Origin of the sequence: Arthrobacter sp. NPDC058288 (assembly GCF_042880995.1) — a bacterium.
Classification (GTDB): Bacteria; Actinomycetota; Actinomycetes; order Actinomycetales; family Micrococcaceae; genus Arthrobacter.
Map to the genome: position 1 here is coordinate 131,224 of NZ_JBHVYH010000007.1, position 16,412 is coordinate 147,635.

Annotated in this window: 16 protein-coding genes; 5 read left to right on the plus strand and 11 right to left on the minus strand. The window is 66.5% G+C overall.

The genetic code is table 11. The features are described 5' to 3' along the window. Positions 1–118: 118 nt before the first annotated feature. The gene (locus ACFVWT_RS17540) at positions 119–1,480 is read right to left on the minus strand and encodes a class I SAM-dependent RNA methyltransferase (protein ID WP_390250054.1); all 1,362 of its coding nucleotides are present in this window, start codon (positions 1,478–1,480) and stop codon (positions 119–121) included. Further along, the gene (locus ACFVWT_RS17545) at positions 1,477–3,453 is read right to left on the minus strand and encodes an APC family permease (protein WP_390250056.1); all 1,977 of its coding nucleotides are present in this window, start codon (positions 3,451–3,453) and stop codon (positions 1,477–1,479) included. Before ACFVWT_RS17545 ends, ACFVWT_RS17540 begins: the two co-directional genes overlap by 4 nt. A gap of 179 nt (positions 3,454–3,632) precedes the next feature. Here ACFVWT_RS17545 and ACFVWT_RS17550 point away from each other — a divergent pair, with 179 nt between their 5' ends. Together ACFVWT_RS17550 and ACFVWT_RS17555 are read left to right on the plus strand one after the other, a co-directional pair. Further along, complete coding sequence (locus tag ACFVWT_RS17550) at positions 3,633–4,304, plus strand: potassium channel family protein (protein WP_390250058.1); 672 nt, start codon at positions 3,633–3,635, stop codon at positions 4,302–4,304. Continuing rightward, complete coding sequence (locus ACFVWT_RS17555) at positions 4,305–5,066, plus strand: potassium channel family protein (protein WP_390250060.1); 762 nt, start codon at positions 4,305–4,307, stop codon at positions 5,064–5,066. It begins immediately after the preceding gene. Positions 5,067–5,075: 9 nt separating this feature from the next. On the opposite strand, the gene ACFVWT_RS17560 is transcribed toward ACFVWT_RS17555, so the two are convergent. From ACFVWT_RS17560 to dut, 4 genes are all read right to left on the minus strand, one after another. After that, positions 5,076–5,858 (minus strand): DUF3159 domain-containing protein, encoded by a 783-nt coding sequence (locus ACFVWT_RS17560; protein WP_390250062.1) that lies wholly within the window; start codon positions 5,856–5,858, stop codon positions 5,076–5,078. Continuing rightward, on the minus strand, positions 5,855–6,247 hold the full coding sequence (locus tag ACFVWT_RS17565; protein ID WP_390250064.1) for a hypothetical protein: 393 nt from the start codon (positions 6,245–6,247) through the stop codon (positions 5,855–5,857). Before ACFVWT_RS17565 ends, ACFVWT_RS17560 begins: the two co-directional genes overlap by 4 nt. Then, entirely contained in the window at positions 6,240–6,944 is a 705-nt protein-coding gene (locus ACFVWT_RS17570) for a DUF3710 domain-containing protein (RefSeq protein WP_390250066.1), read from the minus strand. The genes ACFVWT_RS17565 and ACFVWT_RS17570 overlap by 8 nt, the downstream gene beginning before the upstream one ends. A 98-nt stretch (positions 6,945–7,042) precedes the next feature. Next, complete coding sequence (gene dut, locus ACFVWT_RS17575; RefSeq protein WP_390250068.1) at positions 7,043–7,591, minus strand: dUTP diphosphatase; 549 nt, start codon at positions 7,589–7,591, stop codon at positions 7,043–7,045. Between the two features lie 106 nt (positions 7,592–7,697). On the opposite strand from dut, the gene ACFVWT_RS17580 reads away from it, so the two are divergent. After that, entirely contained in the window at positions 7,698–8,186 is a 489-nt protein-coding gene (locus tag ACFVWT_RS17580; RefSeq protein WP_390250070.1) for a DUF3093 domain-containing protein, read from the plus strand. 16 nt (positions 8,187–8,202) lie between these two features. On the opposite strand, the gene ACFVWT_RS17585 is transcribed toward ACFVWT_RS17580, so the two are convergent. Beyond that, positions 8,203–8,502 (minus strand): DUF4193 domain-containing protein, encoded by a 300-nt coding sequence (locus ACFVWT_RS17585; RefSeq protein ID WP_390250072.1) that lies wholly within the window; start codon positions 8,500–8,502, stop codon positions 8,203–8,205. Between the two features lie 292 nt (positions 8,503–8,794). Between ACFVWT_RS17585 and sepH the strand changes: the two genes are divergently transcribed. Next, positions 8,795–10,276 (plus strand): septation protein SepH, encoded by a 1,482-nt coding sequence (sepH, locus tag ACFVWT_RS17590; protein ID WP_390250074.1) that lies wholly within the window; start codon positions 8,795–8,797, stop codon positions 10,274–10,276. A 103-nt stretch (positions 10,277–10,379) separates the two neighbouring features. Continuing rightward, positions 10,380–10,925, plus strand: coding sequence for a flavodoxin domain-containing protein (locus tag ACFVWT_RS17595; RefSeq protein WP_390250076.1), 546 nt, complete (start codon positions 10,380–10,382; stop codon positions 10,923–10,925). 26 nt (positions 10,926–10,951) lie between these two features. Here the strand turns inward: ACFVWT_RS17595 and ACFVWT_RS17600 are convergent, their stop codons facing one another. From ACFVWT_RS17600 to ACFVWT_RS17615, 4 genes are all read right to left on the minus strand, one after another. Further along, entirely contained in the window at positions 10,952–11,674 is a 723-nt protein-coding gene (locus ACFVWT_RS17600; protein WP_390250078.1) for a thymidine kinase, read from the minus strand. After that, entirely contained in the window at positions 11,667–12,836 is a 1,170-nt protein-coding gene (locus tag ACFVWT_RS17605; RefSeq protein ID WP_390250289.1) for an alkaline phosphatase family protein, read from the minus strand. Before ACFVWT_RS17605 ends, ACFVWT_RS17600 begins: the two co-directional genes overlap by 8 nt. Before the next feature lie 67 nt (positions 12,837–12,903). Further along, positions 12,904–13,644 carry a DUF5998 family protein gene (locus tag ACFVWT_RS17610; RefSeq protein WP_390250080.1) on the minus strand — a complete coding sequence of 247 codons (741 nt, stop codon included), beginning with the start codon at positions 13,642–13,644 and terminating at the stop codon, positions 12,904–12,906. 41 nt (positions 13,645–13,685) lie between these two features. After that, positions 13,686–16,406, minus strand: coding sequence for a GNAT family N-acetyltransferase (locus ACFVWT_RS17615; RefSeq protein WP_390250082.1), 2,721 nt, complete (start codon positions 16,404–16,406; stop codon positions 13,686–13,688). Between the last annotated feature and the right edge of the window lie 6 nt (positions 16,407–16,412).

A 16,412-nucleotide genomic window follows, 5' to 3' on the forward strand; every position in this document is an offset into this window, starting at 1 on the left:
CGCGGTAGACCGCTTGCTAGTTAGGTCATCCTAATTAGTACAAGGTCATACAAAAGAGCATGGGGTCAGCCGAGAATTCGGCGCGCGACGTGGGACTACTACGCCCATCCTAGTCACATCAGGCCGGGGGCGTCAGCAACGCCACTGTCTCCATGTGGTGGGTGTGCGGGTACAGGTCGAACGCCCGCAGCTCTGCGAGCTGCCAGCCTTCCTGCCGAAAGTACCCCAGGTCCCGGGCGAAAGACGCCGGATCGCAGGACACGTAGGCGATGGCCCGGGGACCTGCCGCCATCAACTGGCTGACCACTGCCTTACCCGCGCCGGCGCGGGGCGGGTCCAGCACCAGGGCATCGAAGTTACGTGGCTTCTGGCGCAGGACCCGTTCCACGCGTCCCTGCACAATCTCCACCTGCGGCGCGTCGTGCAGGTTCTTCCGCGCGTCCCGGCTGGTGCCGGGGGCACCCTCAACGGACAGCACGGAGCCGGTCACGCCCACGGCGTCCGCCAGGGCGGCGGTGAACAGCCCTGCCCCGGCGTACAGGTCCGCAACCACGGCACCCGGCTCCAGGTATCCGCCGTCGTGCAGGAATCCCTTCACCGCCCCGACGAGTGTCTCCGGAGCATCCCGGTGGATCTGCCAGAAGCCTTCCCCCGTGACCCGGAACTCGTGCCCGGCGGCCGACTCCTGCACCCAGGTGCGGCCGCGCAGCTGCAGCGCGTCGCCCTTGGCCGGATCGAAGCTTGCCACCGAGACGTCGTCGGGAAGCTGCGCGAGGATCCCGCTGAGGCGCTTGGTGCGGGTCCCTTCGGCCGGTGCCAGCAGGACCAGCGGGCGCGACCCGTTGGCCGGCGCGGCCACTTCAACGCGTTCAACGCCCGTGAGGTCGATGTCCCACAGCCGGAGGTCGTTGATGCCGGCCACGGCCAATGGCATCTCGCGGATGGCAATGACCTGGTCGGAACGGTGTGCGTGCATGCCCAGCTTCCCGGCGGGTGTCACGGCAAAGCTGGCCCGCGTGCGCCATCCCAGCCCGGAGGCACCATCGCTGTGGTCGCCTGTGGCGGCGGCCGCCCCGACAGCTTCCACCTCCGTGACGCGTTCGACGCCGGCGAGCCGCTTCAGCTGTTCCGCCAACACGTCAGCCTTGAGGCTTCGCTGACGTTCAAGTGACACGTGGCCCAGCTCCGCGCCGCCCACCGGAGGATGGCCGTGTGACCATGCCCGGAGCGAATCCGCCACATGCCAGAAATGGGACACCCGGTCCGGAGAAGCGTCGAGCACTTCCACAACGTCGGCGCGCCAAAACTTGGAATCCTCCCCCGCGTCCGTCAGGCGGATCCGGACCTTTTCGCCGGGAATGGCGTGGCGGACGAAAACCACGCGGCCCTCGTGGCGGGCAACGCAATGGCCGCCGTGGGCGATAGGCCCGATGTCCACTACGAGTTCGGCATGCGTGCGGGTCTGGGTCTCGGGGCTCATTGGATATCCTGCAATTTCTTGGCTTCTTCGGACGATTTCAGCTGCCAGGGCACGCTGGCCACCATGACTCCCGGCTCGAAATGGAGGCGGGTTTTGATACGCAGGGCGGTCTGGTTATGGACCAGCTGTTCCCACCATTTGCCCACCACATATTCGGGGATGTAGACCACGATCAGGTCACGGGGCGAATCCCGCCTCATGTTCTTCACGTACTCCATGATGGGAGTCACCGTTTCGCGGTACGGGCTCGCGAGGACCGTCAGCGGCACCGGAATTTCCAGTTTCTCCCAGTCGGCCAGGGTGTGCGCGGTCTCTTCGGAGTTGATGTCCACCGTGATGGCATCAAGCCGGGAGGGCCGCGACGCCCGGGCATAGGCCAATGCCCGCAGAACGGGCTTGCGGACGTGGGAAACCAGCAGTACGGCGTGGACCCGGGACGGCAGGGCGCGGGGCGAGGAATCCTCGTCCACAGCGAGTTCCTTGGCCACGTTGTCGTAGTGGGCGCGGATGCTCCACATGATCAGGAAGAGCACGAACATCGCCAGCAGGGCGATCCAGGCCCCCTGTTCGAACTTGGTGATCAGCACGATCACCAAGACCAGCGCCGTCATGCCGAAGCCGATCGTGTTGATGATGCGGGACTTGAGCATGCGCAGCTTGACGGCGGGATCCCTGGCGAGCTTCAGCTCCCGGCCCCAGTGCCGGATCATGCCGAGCTGGCTCATCGTGAACGAGATGAAGACGCCCACAATGTACAGCTGGATGAGTTTGGTGACGTCGGCGTCGAACGACAGGATCAGCACCAGGGCGCCGGCGGCGAGGGCCAGGACGCCGTTGCTGAAGGCCAGCCGGTCCCCGCGGGTGCGCAGCTGGCGCGGCAGGTAGCCGTCCTGGGCCAGGATCGAGCCCAGGACCGGGAACCCGTTGAAGGCTGTATTCGAGGCAAAAACCAGGATGACGCCGGTTGCGGCAACCACGATGTAAAACAGCACCGAGCCCGGTCCGAAGATGGTCTGGGCGATTTGGCTGATGGCCGGGCTCTGGATGTAGCCCTCCGGCAACGGCTGCCCGTCGACCAGGAATTCCGTGGCCGGGTCCAGCACAATGTGGACCTTGGTGGCGTTGGCCAGGTAGATAATGCCGGCAAGCATGGAGGCGGCGATGACGCCAAGCAGAAGCAACGTGGTGGCGGCGTTCTTGCTTTTGGGTTTCTGGAAGTTCGGCACGCCGTTGCTGATGGCCTCAACACCTGTCAGCGCCGCGGCCCCCGAGGAGAACGCGCGCAGCAAAAGGAACGCGCCGGCGAGACCCACCAGCCCTTCGTCGAAGCCGGCGGCCGGAACGATCGTGAAGTCCGCCGACGGTGCCCGGCCCAGCTGGCCGGTGAGGGACTGGAAGATCCCGACGGCAGTCATGCCGAGAATGGAGGCCATGAAGATGTAGGTGGGGACGGCGAAGACGCTACCTGCCTCCCGGATGCCGCGGAGGTTCACCAGGGCCAGGATCACGACGCCGATGGTCGCAATGAGGGCCTGCTGGCCGTGCAGCGAGGGCACGGCGGTGGTCAGGTAGGCCGCGGCCGAGGACATCGACACGGCAACCGTCAGCACGTAGTCGACCAGCAGCGCGGACGCGACCGTGAGCCCGGCAAACTTGCCCAGGTTTTCATTGGCGATCTCGTAATCGCCGCCGCCGGAGGGGTAGGCGTGGACATTCTGCCGGTAGGACGCGACGACGGTCAACAGCACAACCATGACGGCCAGGCCCACCCAGGGCGAGAATGCCACGGCGCTGACGCCCGCCAACGCCAATGTCAGGAGGATTTCGTCGGGCGCGTAAGCCACCGAGGACAGGGCGTCGGAGGCGAAAATGGGAAGCGCAATCCGCTTTGGCAGCAAGGTATGGGCCAGGCGGTCGTTCCGGAATGGCCGCCCCACGAGAACCCGTTTCACGGCATTCAATATTGTCAGCACTCCACAAAGCTAGTCTGATTCGGACGCGATGTCATGACAGCATCCGGCTGTCCCCTCCCCGGTCGCCCGCTTGCGCGCCGGGGTGGTCGCCGGGCCGGATCTGCCGGACACCGGAACGGGCGGCCCGGACGGCCGGTAGAGTCTTAGGCAGCAACAGGAAAAAGACAGAGGAGGCACGGGTGGCGCACTTCGTGATCATGGGTTGTGGCCGCGTGGGAGCAACGCTGGCGCACACCCTCGAGGATGCGGGCCATTCGGTGGCCATCATCGACCAGGACGACCGTGCCTTCCGCAGGCTCCGGACCGGTTTTTCCGGCCGGAAGGTCACCGGGGTCGGGTTCGACCGGGAAACCCTGAAGCAGGCCGGCGTCAGCGAGGCCTATGCCTTCGCAGCAGTGTCCAGCGGTGACAACTCGAACATCCTGGCCACCCGGGTGGCCCGCGAAACTTTCCATGTCCCCCACGTTGTGGCCCGGATCTACGACCCCGGCCGCGCCGAGATCTACCAGCGGCTGGGCATTCCGACGGTGGCGGCAGTGCGCTGGAGCGCCGACCAGGTGCTGCGCCGGATCCTCCCCGAACAGCACCTCGCCGGAGACTTCCGGGAGCCTTCCGGCCGCCTTGTCCTCGCCGAAATCGACCTCGATCCGTCCTGGATCGGGCACTCCATCGCCGAAATCGAGAAGGTCGCCGGAATCCGGATCGCCTACCTGACCAGGTTCGGCGAGGGGATGCTGCCCGGCGCCGGTACGTCCTACCAGGAGGGCGACACCGTCCATGCCATGCTGCGAGTGGACCGCAGCGCCGAGGTAGGCCACATTCTTGCCAAAGAACCACCCAAGGAGCAGTAAGTGAAAGTCGTTATCGTCGGGGCCGGGAGCGTCGGTTCCTCGATCGCCCGTGAGCTTCTTTCCCACAAGCACGAAATCCTGCTGATCGACCTGAAGCCGGAAGTGATCGGCCGCAGCGGGCTGCGTGGCGCGCATTGGCTGGTCGGGGACGCCTGCGAACTGAGCACGCTCCAGGACGCAAAGCTCGAAGACGCCGACGTGGTGGTTTCGGCCACGGGTGACGACAAGGTCAACCTGGTGGTGTCGCTGCTGGCCAAGACCGAGTTCGGCGTCGGACGCACGGTGGGACGCGTCAACAACCCCAAGAACGACTGGATGTTCAACGACTCCTGGGGCGTCGACGTTGCGGTCAACACCCCGCAGCTCATGACCGCCCTCGTCGAAGAGGCGGTGGAAATCGGCGACCTCGTCCGGTTGCTCACCCTGCAGACGGGGGTGTCGTCCCTCGTCGAGTTCACCGTCCCGCACGACTCGCACGTTATCGGGGTCACGGTGGGAGACATTGACTGGCCCGAAGACTCCACGCTGGTGGCGATCCTTCGGGACCAGGCACCCATCACTCCCAGCCGTGACGATGTGCTCGATGGTGGTGACGAACTGTTCTTCGTCACCACCATCGCTGCCGAAGACGGCCTCAGGGCGCTACTGTCCCCCGAGCAGCAGCAGGACCGGGAAGCGGACCTGCTGGAGGGGCAGGAGGACGGCCGCCCCGCCCGGCAGCAGGAGCAGCAGGCACCCGAGGACGACGGTTTCGACGGCTAGATCCGACGGCTAAGGCAGCGGCGGAGGACCGGACTGCGACGGTGCACCCGGTTCTGCCGGCGCCGGAGGCTCCGCCGAAGCTGCGGGCCGGGTGATGAGCCACGCTACCCAGATGCCCAGGATGTATAGCGGTGCACCCATCAGGAGCCTCGTGGTGGCGAGGGCGGCCAGGCCCTGCTCGCCGAGGAGGTACAGCGGCACTTGGACCAGCAGCCGCAGGGCCAGGACGCCCACGATCACCCACGTGCCCAGGCGGTAGGCCCTGACACGGGCCGGGTCCTTGCGCCAGTCCAGGCCCTCGTTCCGGATAAAGCCGAACAGCAGGCCTGCGATGGGCCAGCGGAGCGCTATGGAGACCACCATGCCGGCAATGTACGCCGCATTGGTGAAGAATCCCGGGACGTAGAAGTCCTGCGCTTTACCGGTGGTGTTCGCCAGCCAGGCGGAGATTCCGACGCCGGCGATCCCCGCCAGTGCCTGTGTCAACGGCCGCCGTTGGACGAGCCGGGCAACGGTAAAGGCGGCCGCCGCAGCGAGGGCGCCTATCAGTGACAGCGTGAGGTCGCGGGTGATGGTGAACGCCACCAGGAAAACGAGTCCCGGGACGATGCTCTCCGCGATGCCCTGGACACCGCCGGCGCTCTTGACGACGTCGATGCTGCCGTCCTTAGACCGGTGCAGGCCGGCCTTCACGGCGTAGCCTTCTGCAAGGTCGGCCACTGACGGCGGCTCCGGGGCTGGACGGGGCTTACCCTGGCCCGCAGCGGGGTCCGGGTTCTCGGACGTCGTCATTCGTTCTCCTGGCGGGACAGTATTTCGTAGCGGGGATTGAACATGGTGGGAAGGCCGTCCCGTACTGTGAGCATCCCTTCGAGCCGGAGTTCGCATCCGGGGCCGACGCCGGGTACCCGCCGTCGACCGAGCCACACGACCCGCAGCCGGTCGCGCCGGCCCGGTCCCGCGGGCTTCCGGGCGGACGGCGGTTCCGCGGCAACGGGGGCAAGTCTGCCCTTGTTGCGCGGGAGGTCGTGATCAATGACGATCGCGGTGAACGTGGCAACCTGGGTGGCCGGAACGTACGTGACGGACTCAATAAAGCCACGGCACAGCACCCGTCCACGGTCCGGCAATCCACTAATGGAAAGTTCGGGCCGTGGATACTCGCCGGCCGGGTCAGCCAATCTGGGTGATCTCCGGTCCGCGCTCGGGCTGCTCAAATTCCGGGGCGCCCTGCTGCGGTGCAGGAGCGGAATCCTTCGGCAGGCGAAGCTGCAGCAGGTCGCGCGGCGGCATCGGGCTCTCGCCCCGGACTACCACGATCTGCCGGAACAGGGCTTCGAGGTTCGCGGCGGCATCGCGGTCCAAGGCAGCCTCGCCGCCCAATACGCCACGGAGGAACCAGCGGGGACCGTCGACACCGATGAAACGGGCCACACGGTAGCCGCCGGCGCCGTCGGCAGTTCCTGCCGGCAGCTTAGCCACCAGTTCGGTGCCGAAAACACCCGGGATCTCCTCGACCTGACCGCCCTGGCTTCCCACCGACTGCCCGATCTGTTCGCGGATCTCATCCCAGAGTCCCTCGGTGCGCGGGGCAGCGAAGGCCTGGAGCTGGAGGCTTGAACCGTCAAGGTCCATGGTGACGGCCACCACCCGCTGCGTGGCTTCCTCAATCTCGAGCCGAAGCTGGAGGCCTTCCCGCGGTGCGATCAGCAGGGCGCCAAGGTCCACGTAGCCGTCAGTGCTGTCAATTTCCGAGACGTCAAAAGGTCCCGTGGCTTTCCGGCCGGTGCTCTCCTCAGCCGGGCCTGCAGTTTCCAGGCTTTCACCGGGCTCTGCTGCCTGGTCCTTCTTGGCCTTCTTGCCACGCCCAAAAACCATCGGGTTGTCTCCTTAGTTGTGATCTTGTCCCGCCGTGCCACCTGGGCCGCGCGGTAAGTCATGCAGCACCGGCAAAGCGAGCCGCCGCCGCCCGCAGGCTAGGCCTGCGGCGCCGCGAAGCCGCCGGTCGAACCGAATCCACCAGTCGAACCGAAGCCGCCGTCACCGCGGACCGAGTCGCTCAATTCCGTAACGGCCACAAACTGTGCGTACTCCACGCGCTGAATGACCATCTGTGCAATTCTATCGCCGCGACGAAGCTCAATGGCCTTCTCCCGGTCCGTGTTCAGCAGGGTCACGGCGATCTCTCCGCGGTATCCGGCGTCTACCGTTCCGGGGGCGTTGACCACTGCCAGTCCGTGCTTCGTGGCGAGCCCGGAACGCGGGTGGATCAGGGCGACGAAGCCATTCGGCAGGGCGATCGACACCCCGGTGGGCACCAGCCGGCGTTCACCGGGTTCCAGCACCACATCCTCACGGGCGCGGAGGTCAGCTCCGGCGTCGCCGGGGTGGGCGTAGGACGGGGCTTCGAGTCCGTCGTCGAGCATTTTCAGCTGCACGGACAGTGTGGGCGATCCGTAGGCGGCGGGGCTGCCTTCCGGAGAGTCAGACGGCAAAGTACTCACGGCTGCAGTTTCTTCAGTCACAGTCATTCACTCTAACGCCAGCGGCGCGTCCGGGCCTAGCCGCCGCTGGCACCGCCGGGCGCCTGTCCAAGGTGAAATAGCCCGGGAAAAGTGGAAAGCTGGGCCTATGCCGGAATCTAGTGCAGCTGTGCCTGCCCCCAACAGCACACCCCGCGGAACCACCGTTGTATACAGCGAGAAGCTCCGCCCCAGTCCGTGGATCTGGCTGGTGGCTGCCGGGTTGTCCGGCGCCGGCATCCTTGTTTTTGCTCCGATCAGCATGGCGGCCGGCATCACGGCGGCGGTGGTGCTGTTCGCCATCATCACGGTGCTGCTGGTCCTGTCCACACCCTCGATCACTGTGACAGCGGACACCCTGCAGGTGGGTCGTGCCACGATCGAGCGCCGCTTCATTGGAACCGTGACGCCCTTCAGCGGGAAGGAGGCAACGGCTGAGCGCGGGCCGCGCCTGAACGGGCTGGCATACCTCTGCATCCGCGGCTGGGTGGACCCGGTGGTGCGGATCGACATCACCGATCCTTCGGACCCCACTCCCTACTGGCTCACGTCCACGCGGCGTCCGGCGCAACTGACGGCGGCGCTAACGAACGCCTGAGGGCGGCGGGCGGTTGTCAGCTTTCGCAGTCCTTACAGAACAGCAAGCCGTCCTTTTCGCGGGCGATCTGTGAGCGGTGACGGACAAGGAAGCATGACGAGCAGGTGAATTCATCCGCCTGGGCCGGCAGGACCCGCACCAGGAGTTCCTCGCCCGACAGGTCCGCGCCCGGAAGTTCATAGCCTTCGGCCAGGTCGGATTCGTCCTCGTCCACTACCGCCGTCGGCTTCTCCGCGCGCCTGGTCTTCAACTCCTCGATGGAATCTTCGTTCAGTTCCTCTTCTGATTTCCGCGGCGCATCATAATCTGTCGCCATTATTTTCTATTCACACTCCGCTTTGTTCCGTGGGTTCGCCGGTCCCGGGGTGCTGCGTGTCGGGGAGCACTGGCGCCCGCTGGCTGGTCCCCGGTCCGGTTCACCGATGTAAACGCCGCGTGGCCCGATTTTGTGCCCGGCTCAGGCGCGCATTTTCCCCGGGCAGTCCGCGAAGGCGAGTGACACCCCGGAAAGTCGCGGAATATCGCGGCGCGCCCTCTCCCTTCCCCGGAAAAGCGACCGCCGGGTGGCAGAGTTTCGAATGTCAGTAATGCCAGGGTGGAGGATTTGTATGCAGGATCTACGGCTTGTAGGCGTCCACGACGACGGAGAGCATCTCCTGTTGAGCGGCACCGGCGGCGAGATGTTCCGGCTGCCGATCGACGAAGCTCTCCGGCTCGCGGCCAGCCGCTCTCCGGCGAGAGTTACCGCTGCTGTCGCGCCCGTCGCCATGTCCCCGCGGGACATCCAGGCGCGCATCAGGAGCGGCGCAACCGCCGCCGAGGTATCAGAACTCTCAGGAATTCCCCTGGCCAAGGTCCAGCGCTATGAAGGCCCGGTGCTGGCTGAACGCGACTACGTGGCACAGCAGGCCCGAAAAATCGAGGTAGCCTCTCCGGCGCCGGGCCATGACGTCTACCGCTCGGCCTTCGGGGACAGCCCTGCCACCCTCGGTGACATGGTGGCCCACCGGCTCAATGCCCACGGCATCGAGTCCTCAACCGTCGAGTGGGACTCCTGGCGGCGCCCGGACGGTACGTGGACAGTGGTTGCCCGCTTCGAGACCAATCCCGGCCGTCATACCAGCATCGGCGAGGAACCGCCGGCCATGTGGACTTTCAGTCCGGCCCGGAAGTCGCTGCAAAACGCCAACCGCTGGGCGCAGCAGCTCAGCGAGCTGGAACCCCTCGACGGCCCGGTACCTGCGCGCCGCCTGTCGGCCGTCTCCGACCGGCCGTTCGACTTCGAGACGGATGCAGAGGCAGCCGCCGCCAGGACGGCCTCCAGCCAGCCCGGCAAGGATCCGGACGGCCTGCTCGATATGCTGCGGTCACGCCGCGGCCAACGGCTGGGTGTTGACGAAGACGCCGATGACGCCCTGGCCCTGCTACTTACCAACGGTGTTCCGGCCGCCCACCCGCGTCCGTCAGAAGTCATCCCCGAACCAGATATGGAAGAGGGCCCGGCAGGGGCGGACAACGGCGAAGAAGCCGCAGCCCCGGCCGCCAAGGGGGACTCGTTCACCCGTAAGCGTGAGATCCGTGCCTCCATGCTCTCCCGCTTGAGCCTGGCTCCGCGGCACACCGGCGACGACGATGAACGGCTGAAGCTCCACGACGGCGTCAGCACCGAAACCCGCGAAATCACCATCGTGGCCTCGCCGCTGCGCCCGGTGGCGGGTCCGGATGAGCAGCCAATCGAAGAGTCCGGCAGCATGCCGGCAGCACCCGGCGGGCCGCAAAGCCTCGAAGGTGGTGCCGGCGAGGATTCCGTTCCCGCGAAGGATACGGCCCCCGCGCGCCAGTCCGGCTGGAACCGCGAATCCGCTCCTAACATGGGCCTGGACGAACTGCTGGGAGGCGGGAGCCCCCGCCGCCCCCGGGAGGATGCTCCGGCCGCGGCCAGGAGTGACGCGGCCAGAAATGATGCGGCCAGGAACGACATCGCCAGGAACGAGCGGGAATCCGAGCAGCCGGAACGGCAGCCTTCAAAGCCCAAGCGCTCCAGCGTACCCAGCTGGGATGAAATAGTTTTCGGCGCACGCGGGGACTAAGAGGGTCCTGCCTTGCCTGCCTGAGCCCGTATAGGGACCTATGGCACCTTCCAGCCAGCGCAGTTTCCATGAGACTGGAGAACGGAAGGTAGGAGGCATCATCATGACTGTCCTGATCACTTACGCGACTGCGATGGGTTCCACCCGGGAGATAGCGCAGCGGGTAGCTGCCCGTATGGCGGCGGGACTGGGCGAGGTTGAGTGCCGGTCCGTGGAAGAAGTCGAGTCTGTAGCCGGCTATCAGGCCGTGGTGGTCGGAAGCGCCATCCACAACCAGGCGTGGCTCCCTCCTGCTGTGCTGTTCCTTGAACGCCATGCGCCCGAGTTGGCCAAACGACCTGTCTGGGCTTTCAGCGTGGGGATGTCGGACGCACTGCCGAAGCCGTTCCGCAAACGGGGTGCCGCGCTGCAGCAGGCACGCCTGGCGGGAGTTCTAGCAAAGGACGTTCCCCTTCGCGGGCACAGGCTCTTTTCCGGCGTCTACGAGGCCGCCCAGATGCCGGTGCTGCTCCGGGTGCTTTTCCGGCTCACCGGCGGCCGGTTCGGCGATTTGCGGGACTGGGCCGCCGTGGACGCCTGGACGGATGAGATCACAACCCAACTCACAAAACCTGCTCCGTCCGCGTCTTCAGGGAACGTCCCGGGATAGTTAGGCCGGGTTGCTGCGCACCCTGGTCAGCTGCGCCGGCTTCCCCCGGCACCGTGCCACAGGCAAGCGTCCACCTCGAACGGCAACAACTGGTCCTGCTGGGCCATGACATTGGCTCCGTGGGCCGTGACCCGCCGCATGAAATGGCGCCTGCACAACGTCTCATAACCCACCACGGGGGCGTGGTCCGCTGACTCGGCAGAGGCCGGATCACCGCCCATGTCGACGTCGCCCACCACCACTTGCGCCCCTTCGGTCACCATCACGCCGTCAACAGTGCGGGCGTTATGGGTGGCGCGGCGTCCGCACCAGCACAAGGCCTCCACCTGCAGGACCTGCACGCGGTCCGCGAGTTCAATAAGCCGCTGCGATCCCGGAAAGAGCCGGGTGCGGAAGTCCGCGCTGATGCCGAACGCAAACACATCGACGTCGATCTCGTCCACAATCCGGGCCAGTTGTTCCACCTGCAGCGGCGAGTAGAACTGCGCTTCATCACAGATGAGGTAGTCCACCCGGAGGCCGCGGGTGCGGCGCTCGATGACCTCGTCCCAGAAGTCCGTGGTGTCCAGGACCTCCACGCAGTCCGTCTCGAGTCCGAGCCGGCTGGAGATCCTTGCGCCGCCGGCCCGGTCGTTGCGGCTGAACCTGACACCGCCGCGCCCGCGGGCCCGGTGGTTGTGGTCCATCTGCAGGGCCAGGGTGGACTTTCCGCAGTCCATGGTGCCTGAGAAGAAGACGAGTTCAGCCACGCGCTCCCTTTCTGCCTCGAGCCTGGAAACAAAGCAGCGGAACCTCACGTTCCGCTTTGGTCAGCGATCCGTGCTGGCCGACAACCTCCAGCGCGGCAGGGCGCACGCGGCGGGTGTCGTAGAACGCCAGGGCATCCCGCGCGGCGATCATGACGTCCCCAATGCGGGGGCTGACCTCCGGCCTGACATCACCGAACAGCCCGGCGGACACGGCCTCGTCCCTGGTGAACGCCCAGATCCTGTCGCCGAACCGGTCCCGCCACGATTCGATCAGCCTGGCGCGATCCTGTTCCCCTGCGTTGGGCTCAAGGTACAGGTGGACCATGCGCGGCTCCCCCGCCGTGTGCCGGACTCCGGCAATGAGGGCCGGTTCGGCCGCGTAGTCGAGACGCTGCGATTCAGGGACGTCGAGCATGCCGTGATCCGCCGTCAGCAGGACCGTGGTTCCCGGCGGAAGGGTTGCGTTCAGCCGCTTAACGGTGGCGTCCAGTTCTTCAAGCTGGTGTTCCCACTGGGGCGACTGGCAGCCGTAACGGTGTCCGGCTTTGTCCAGGTCGTTGACGTAGAAGTACATCAGTGAGCTGTCGGCGGCCAGCATGGCGTCCGCCGCCGCAGCAGTCCTGGCGTGCGGAGTGGCGGCGGCGATGAAGCGGCCGCCCCGCAGCGCAGCCTGTGTCATGGGTGAGGCACCGAATTGCGGAAGGCTGATGGTGGTCACGTCGGTGTGGGCGGCGGCGCGCTCGAACACGGTGGGAAACGGCTGCCACTCGCGGGGGTCCACGCCTGCATCCCAATTGCCCAGCATGTTGACGACTTTGTCCTGCTCCGGGTCAAGGACGTCGTAACCCACCATCCCGTGCCGGCCGGGCGGAAGCCCGGTTCCGAAGCTGGCGAGGGAGGACGCCGTGGTGGAGGGAAAAGCGGAATCCAGGGCCACCGGCACCTCTCCCTGCCCCTGCTGCATCATGGACCGGAGGAAGGGGGTGTGCGCCGACTTTTGCTTCAGCAGGCCGCGGCCAAGGCCGTCCGCCAGGACCACGCATACCCTTTTGGCGGCGGGCAGCTTCAACCGGTTCTCGAAGCCCTCAATGCCGAGGCTCGCTGCCGCGCTGGTGAGGACCTCAGCGATGGAGCGCTGGCCGAAGGCGGGCGCCGCTGGCATCGACGGTGCGGACACGCCTTCGGCTACGGCTACGGCAAAAGGTTCACCTTTGGTACCGGACGTCATCTCAGCGCTGGTGCCCGCGGCTGAGGCGGTTGCCGAAGACGCCGGTGCGGGGACGCGGCGCTGGAACGGTGCTGTGCGGCACCGGCGCCGGCGAGCCCGTGTTGACGGCCCGGAGCGCCCGGGCGAACAGCTTGGCGTCCTGGACAGCCTGCAGTCCGTCAGCTTCGGCGCTGATCCGCAGCACAATGTCTTCCTGCGCGATGGTGCCGCTGTAGCCGTGGTCGGCCTCGCATTGCGGATCACCGCAGCTGGCCGGCCCCATGTCCAGCCGCTGGCCCCCGGACCAGGCGATGGAGAGGGTGAGTTCCCGGACGGGGTCAGAAGGCTTGTAGTTCTGCGGCTGGGCGTACATGTAGCTCAGCACCACGGAGCGGATCTGCGCCACGGGCACCGACTCGGTGGAGATTTGCGCGACGATCTGCTCCCCGGCCTCGTCCAGCTGCTGGTCGTCTACGTGGGCGATGACCAGCATGTCGTCCGTCAGCACCAGCACAGTGATGTGGCGGCGGACTTCCGCCCGGTCGAAATGGGTCTCAAGGTGCACAAGGTGAGCCATGCAGTCGCGGCCGTCCAGTGCGTCGTCAACAACATCGGCTACGAGCCGGGGGTAGAAGCCTGCCTGCTGGAGGGCCCCTTCAAGGCTCTGGCCCTGGGCACCGTGGTCATGCGCGTTATGGCCGTGTGGGGCCTGGTGACCGGTTCGGGGTGCTTGCGGCTTCGACGTGGGAGGCTGGGGACTCATTACCCCATTTTCACAGATCGGCTGGGCACTTGCTAACTGTGCTAGCTCCGCATCGCACGCCGGGCGCTGTCGGTTCGCTGGGCGGCGTTCGCGATCCGGACGTCCGCCGCCAGGATCGAGGCGCCCCGCGGTCCGGCCAGGACAGGGTTGAACTCAATCAGCGCTATTTCGGGGTGGTTGTCCTTGAGCCGGGTCAACCGTGCCGCGATGTCCTCCAGTGCGGCCACATCCACGGCCGGCAGGCCCTGGTAGCCGAACAGTTTCCGGGCTGCCCGCGGCGCGCGGATGAAGTCGTGGACGTCGGCGCCGGACAGCGGCGGTACCCGGTGGGCCCAGTCCTCCAGGAGGTTCACGGCATCTCCGGCCAGCCCGAAGGAGACCACCGGGCCCAGCAGCGGATCCTCGATCGCCCGGAACGTGCAGGCCTGCCCCACCGGCGCCATTGTCTGAACTTCCATGGACGGCGAACCGTACGGTGCCAGCGCCCGGTGCATTTCAACGATGTTCCGCCGCAACGAATCCGCGTCCTGAATATCCAGCCGCACGCCACCCAGATCCAGCCGGTGGCGCAGTGCGGGGTCCGTGGTCTTGAGTACTACGGGCCAGCCCAGCCGCTCCGCGGCCGCTACGGCCTGGTCCGGCGTCTCGAAGCCTTCAGAGGGAACAACATGGATGCCGTAATGCGCCAGCAGCGTTGATGCTTTTCCCGGGTCAAGCTGCACCAGCTGCTCACCGGGGACGTCATGAAGCATGTCCTCCAGCTCAGTCCTGACAGCCTCCGGATCGCAGCCCTCCGGCTCCACGAACAGGCCCTGGTCGCGGTCCACCCACTCGGCGTATTTGACCACGGCGGCGAGCGCTGCGACGGCGGCACCGGGGTTGGAGTAGCACGGCACGGATCCGCCGGCGGATTCATCCCCCACGGAGTGGATCGACCCGGCTTCCGCGCCCACCATGCCCTCGACGTAGACGGACGGGTCGAGGATCCCCGTGAACGCGGCGACCACCGGTTTACCCGCCGTTGCGGAGCATTCCGCCAGGACTCCGGCAATTTTCTCCACGGTCAGTCCCCGTGCCGGCAGCAGCGCCACCACGACGGCGTGGATGGACTCGGACGCGAGTGTCCCGGCCAGGCTTTCGCGGAGGGCCGGCAACGCAAGCGACATGCCGGCGTCGAGATCCACGTCGGTGACGATCCGTCCAACGCCCAGCCCGTTGGCGGCGGCACTGTCCGCGACCACTTTGCCGAGCGCCCTGGAGTTGCTGAAAACGGCGATGTCCGCCCCGGCAGGCAGCGGCTGGCCGGCGACGATCTGTGCCACGTCCATAAGCTGCTCAATGGTTTCCACCCGGATCACACCTGACTGGCGCATCATCGCGTCCAGGGCACCCGGGGGCGCCTGCGTGGTCCGCACCGCATGCCCGGGGGGCAGCTGGAGGCCCGTGGCGTCCGATTTCGCCACGATGACGGGTTTGGTGCGGGCGAGGCGCCGCGCCAGACGAGAAAACTTGCGCGGATTACCGATGGATTCGAGGTACAGGCCCACCGCCGCGGTATCGGCGTCGTCTTCCCAGAACTGCATCATGTCGTTGCCGGAGACGTCCGCCCGGTTGCCTGCCGAAAGGAAGGTGGACAGGCCCAGCCGCCGCCGGCTGGAGGCCGCGTACAACGCCACGCCGATGGCGGCGGACTGGCTGAACAGGCCAAGGCCGCCGCGGCGCGGCAGGCTCGGCGCCATGGACGCGTTCAGGGACACGGCCGGGTTGGTGTTCACGATGCCCAGGGACGCCGGTCCTATCACCCGCATTCCGTTGGACCTGGCCTGGCGGACCAGCTCGCGTTGCCGCGCCAGGCCGCGTTCGCCGTCGTCGGCGTATCCGGCTGTCGCCACAACAACGCCCTTGACTCCGGCGGCCGCGCAGTCCGCCACGACGTTGGGGACTTCCTCATACGGCACGGCGATGATGGCCAGCCCGACCGGGTCCGGCACCTCAGAGAGCCTCGCGAAGGACAGCATGCCCGCCAGTTCCAGCGCCTCGGGGTTGATGGCGTACACGGGCCCGGTGAAGCCGCCTTCGATGATGTGTTCGAGCAGCTGGTAGCCGATGGTGCCCCATTTGCGGCTGGCTCCGATCACGGCGACCGACGACGGCGCCAGGAGCTCCTGGATGCTTCGCGCCTCTGCGCGGTGCTCACGTGCCTCCATGACAGCCCGGGACTTATCGGTGGGGTCGATGTTGAACTCAAGGCTCACCACGCCGTCGTCGAAATGCCTCTTGACGTCGTAGCCCGCATCGGAGAAGACCATCAGCATTTTGCGGTTTTCCGGCAGCACTTCGGCGCTGAACTTACGGATCCCGTTTTCGCGGGCGGCGGCGGCCAGGTGTTCCAGCAGGATCGACCCGATGCCGCGGCCCTGGTGGGCGTCGGCTATATTGAAGGCAACCTCGGCTTCTTCGGGATCGGCCAGCCGGTCGTAGCGGCCGATGCCCAGGATTTCGCCGCCAATGGTGATCACCAGCGCCACCCGGTCTTTGTAGTCCACCTCCGTGAAGCGCTTCAGCTCCTTGCTGGAGAGCCTCGCCTTGAAGGCGAAGAAGCGCATATAGATGGACTTCTGAGACTGGCCGGTGTGGAAAGCCTGCACGGCGTCGGCATCTGAGGGGTGGATCGGGCGCAGATGAGCCGTCCCTCCGTCCCGCAGGACGACATCGGCTTCCCAATATTCCGGATATACGCCGTCCCCGGGCTGATCCACCATAGGGTT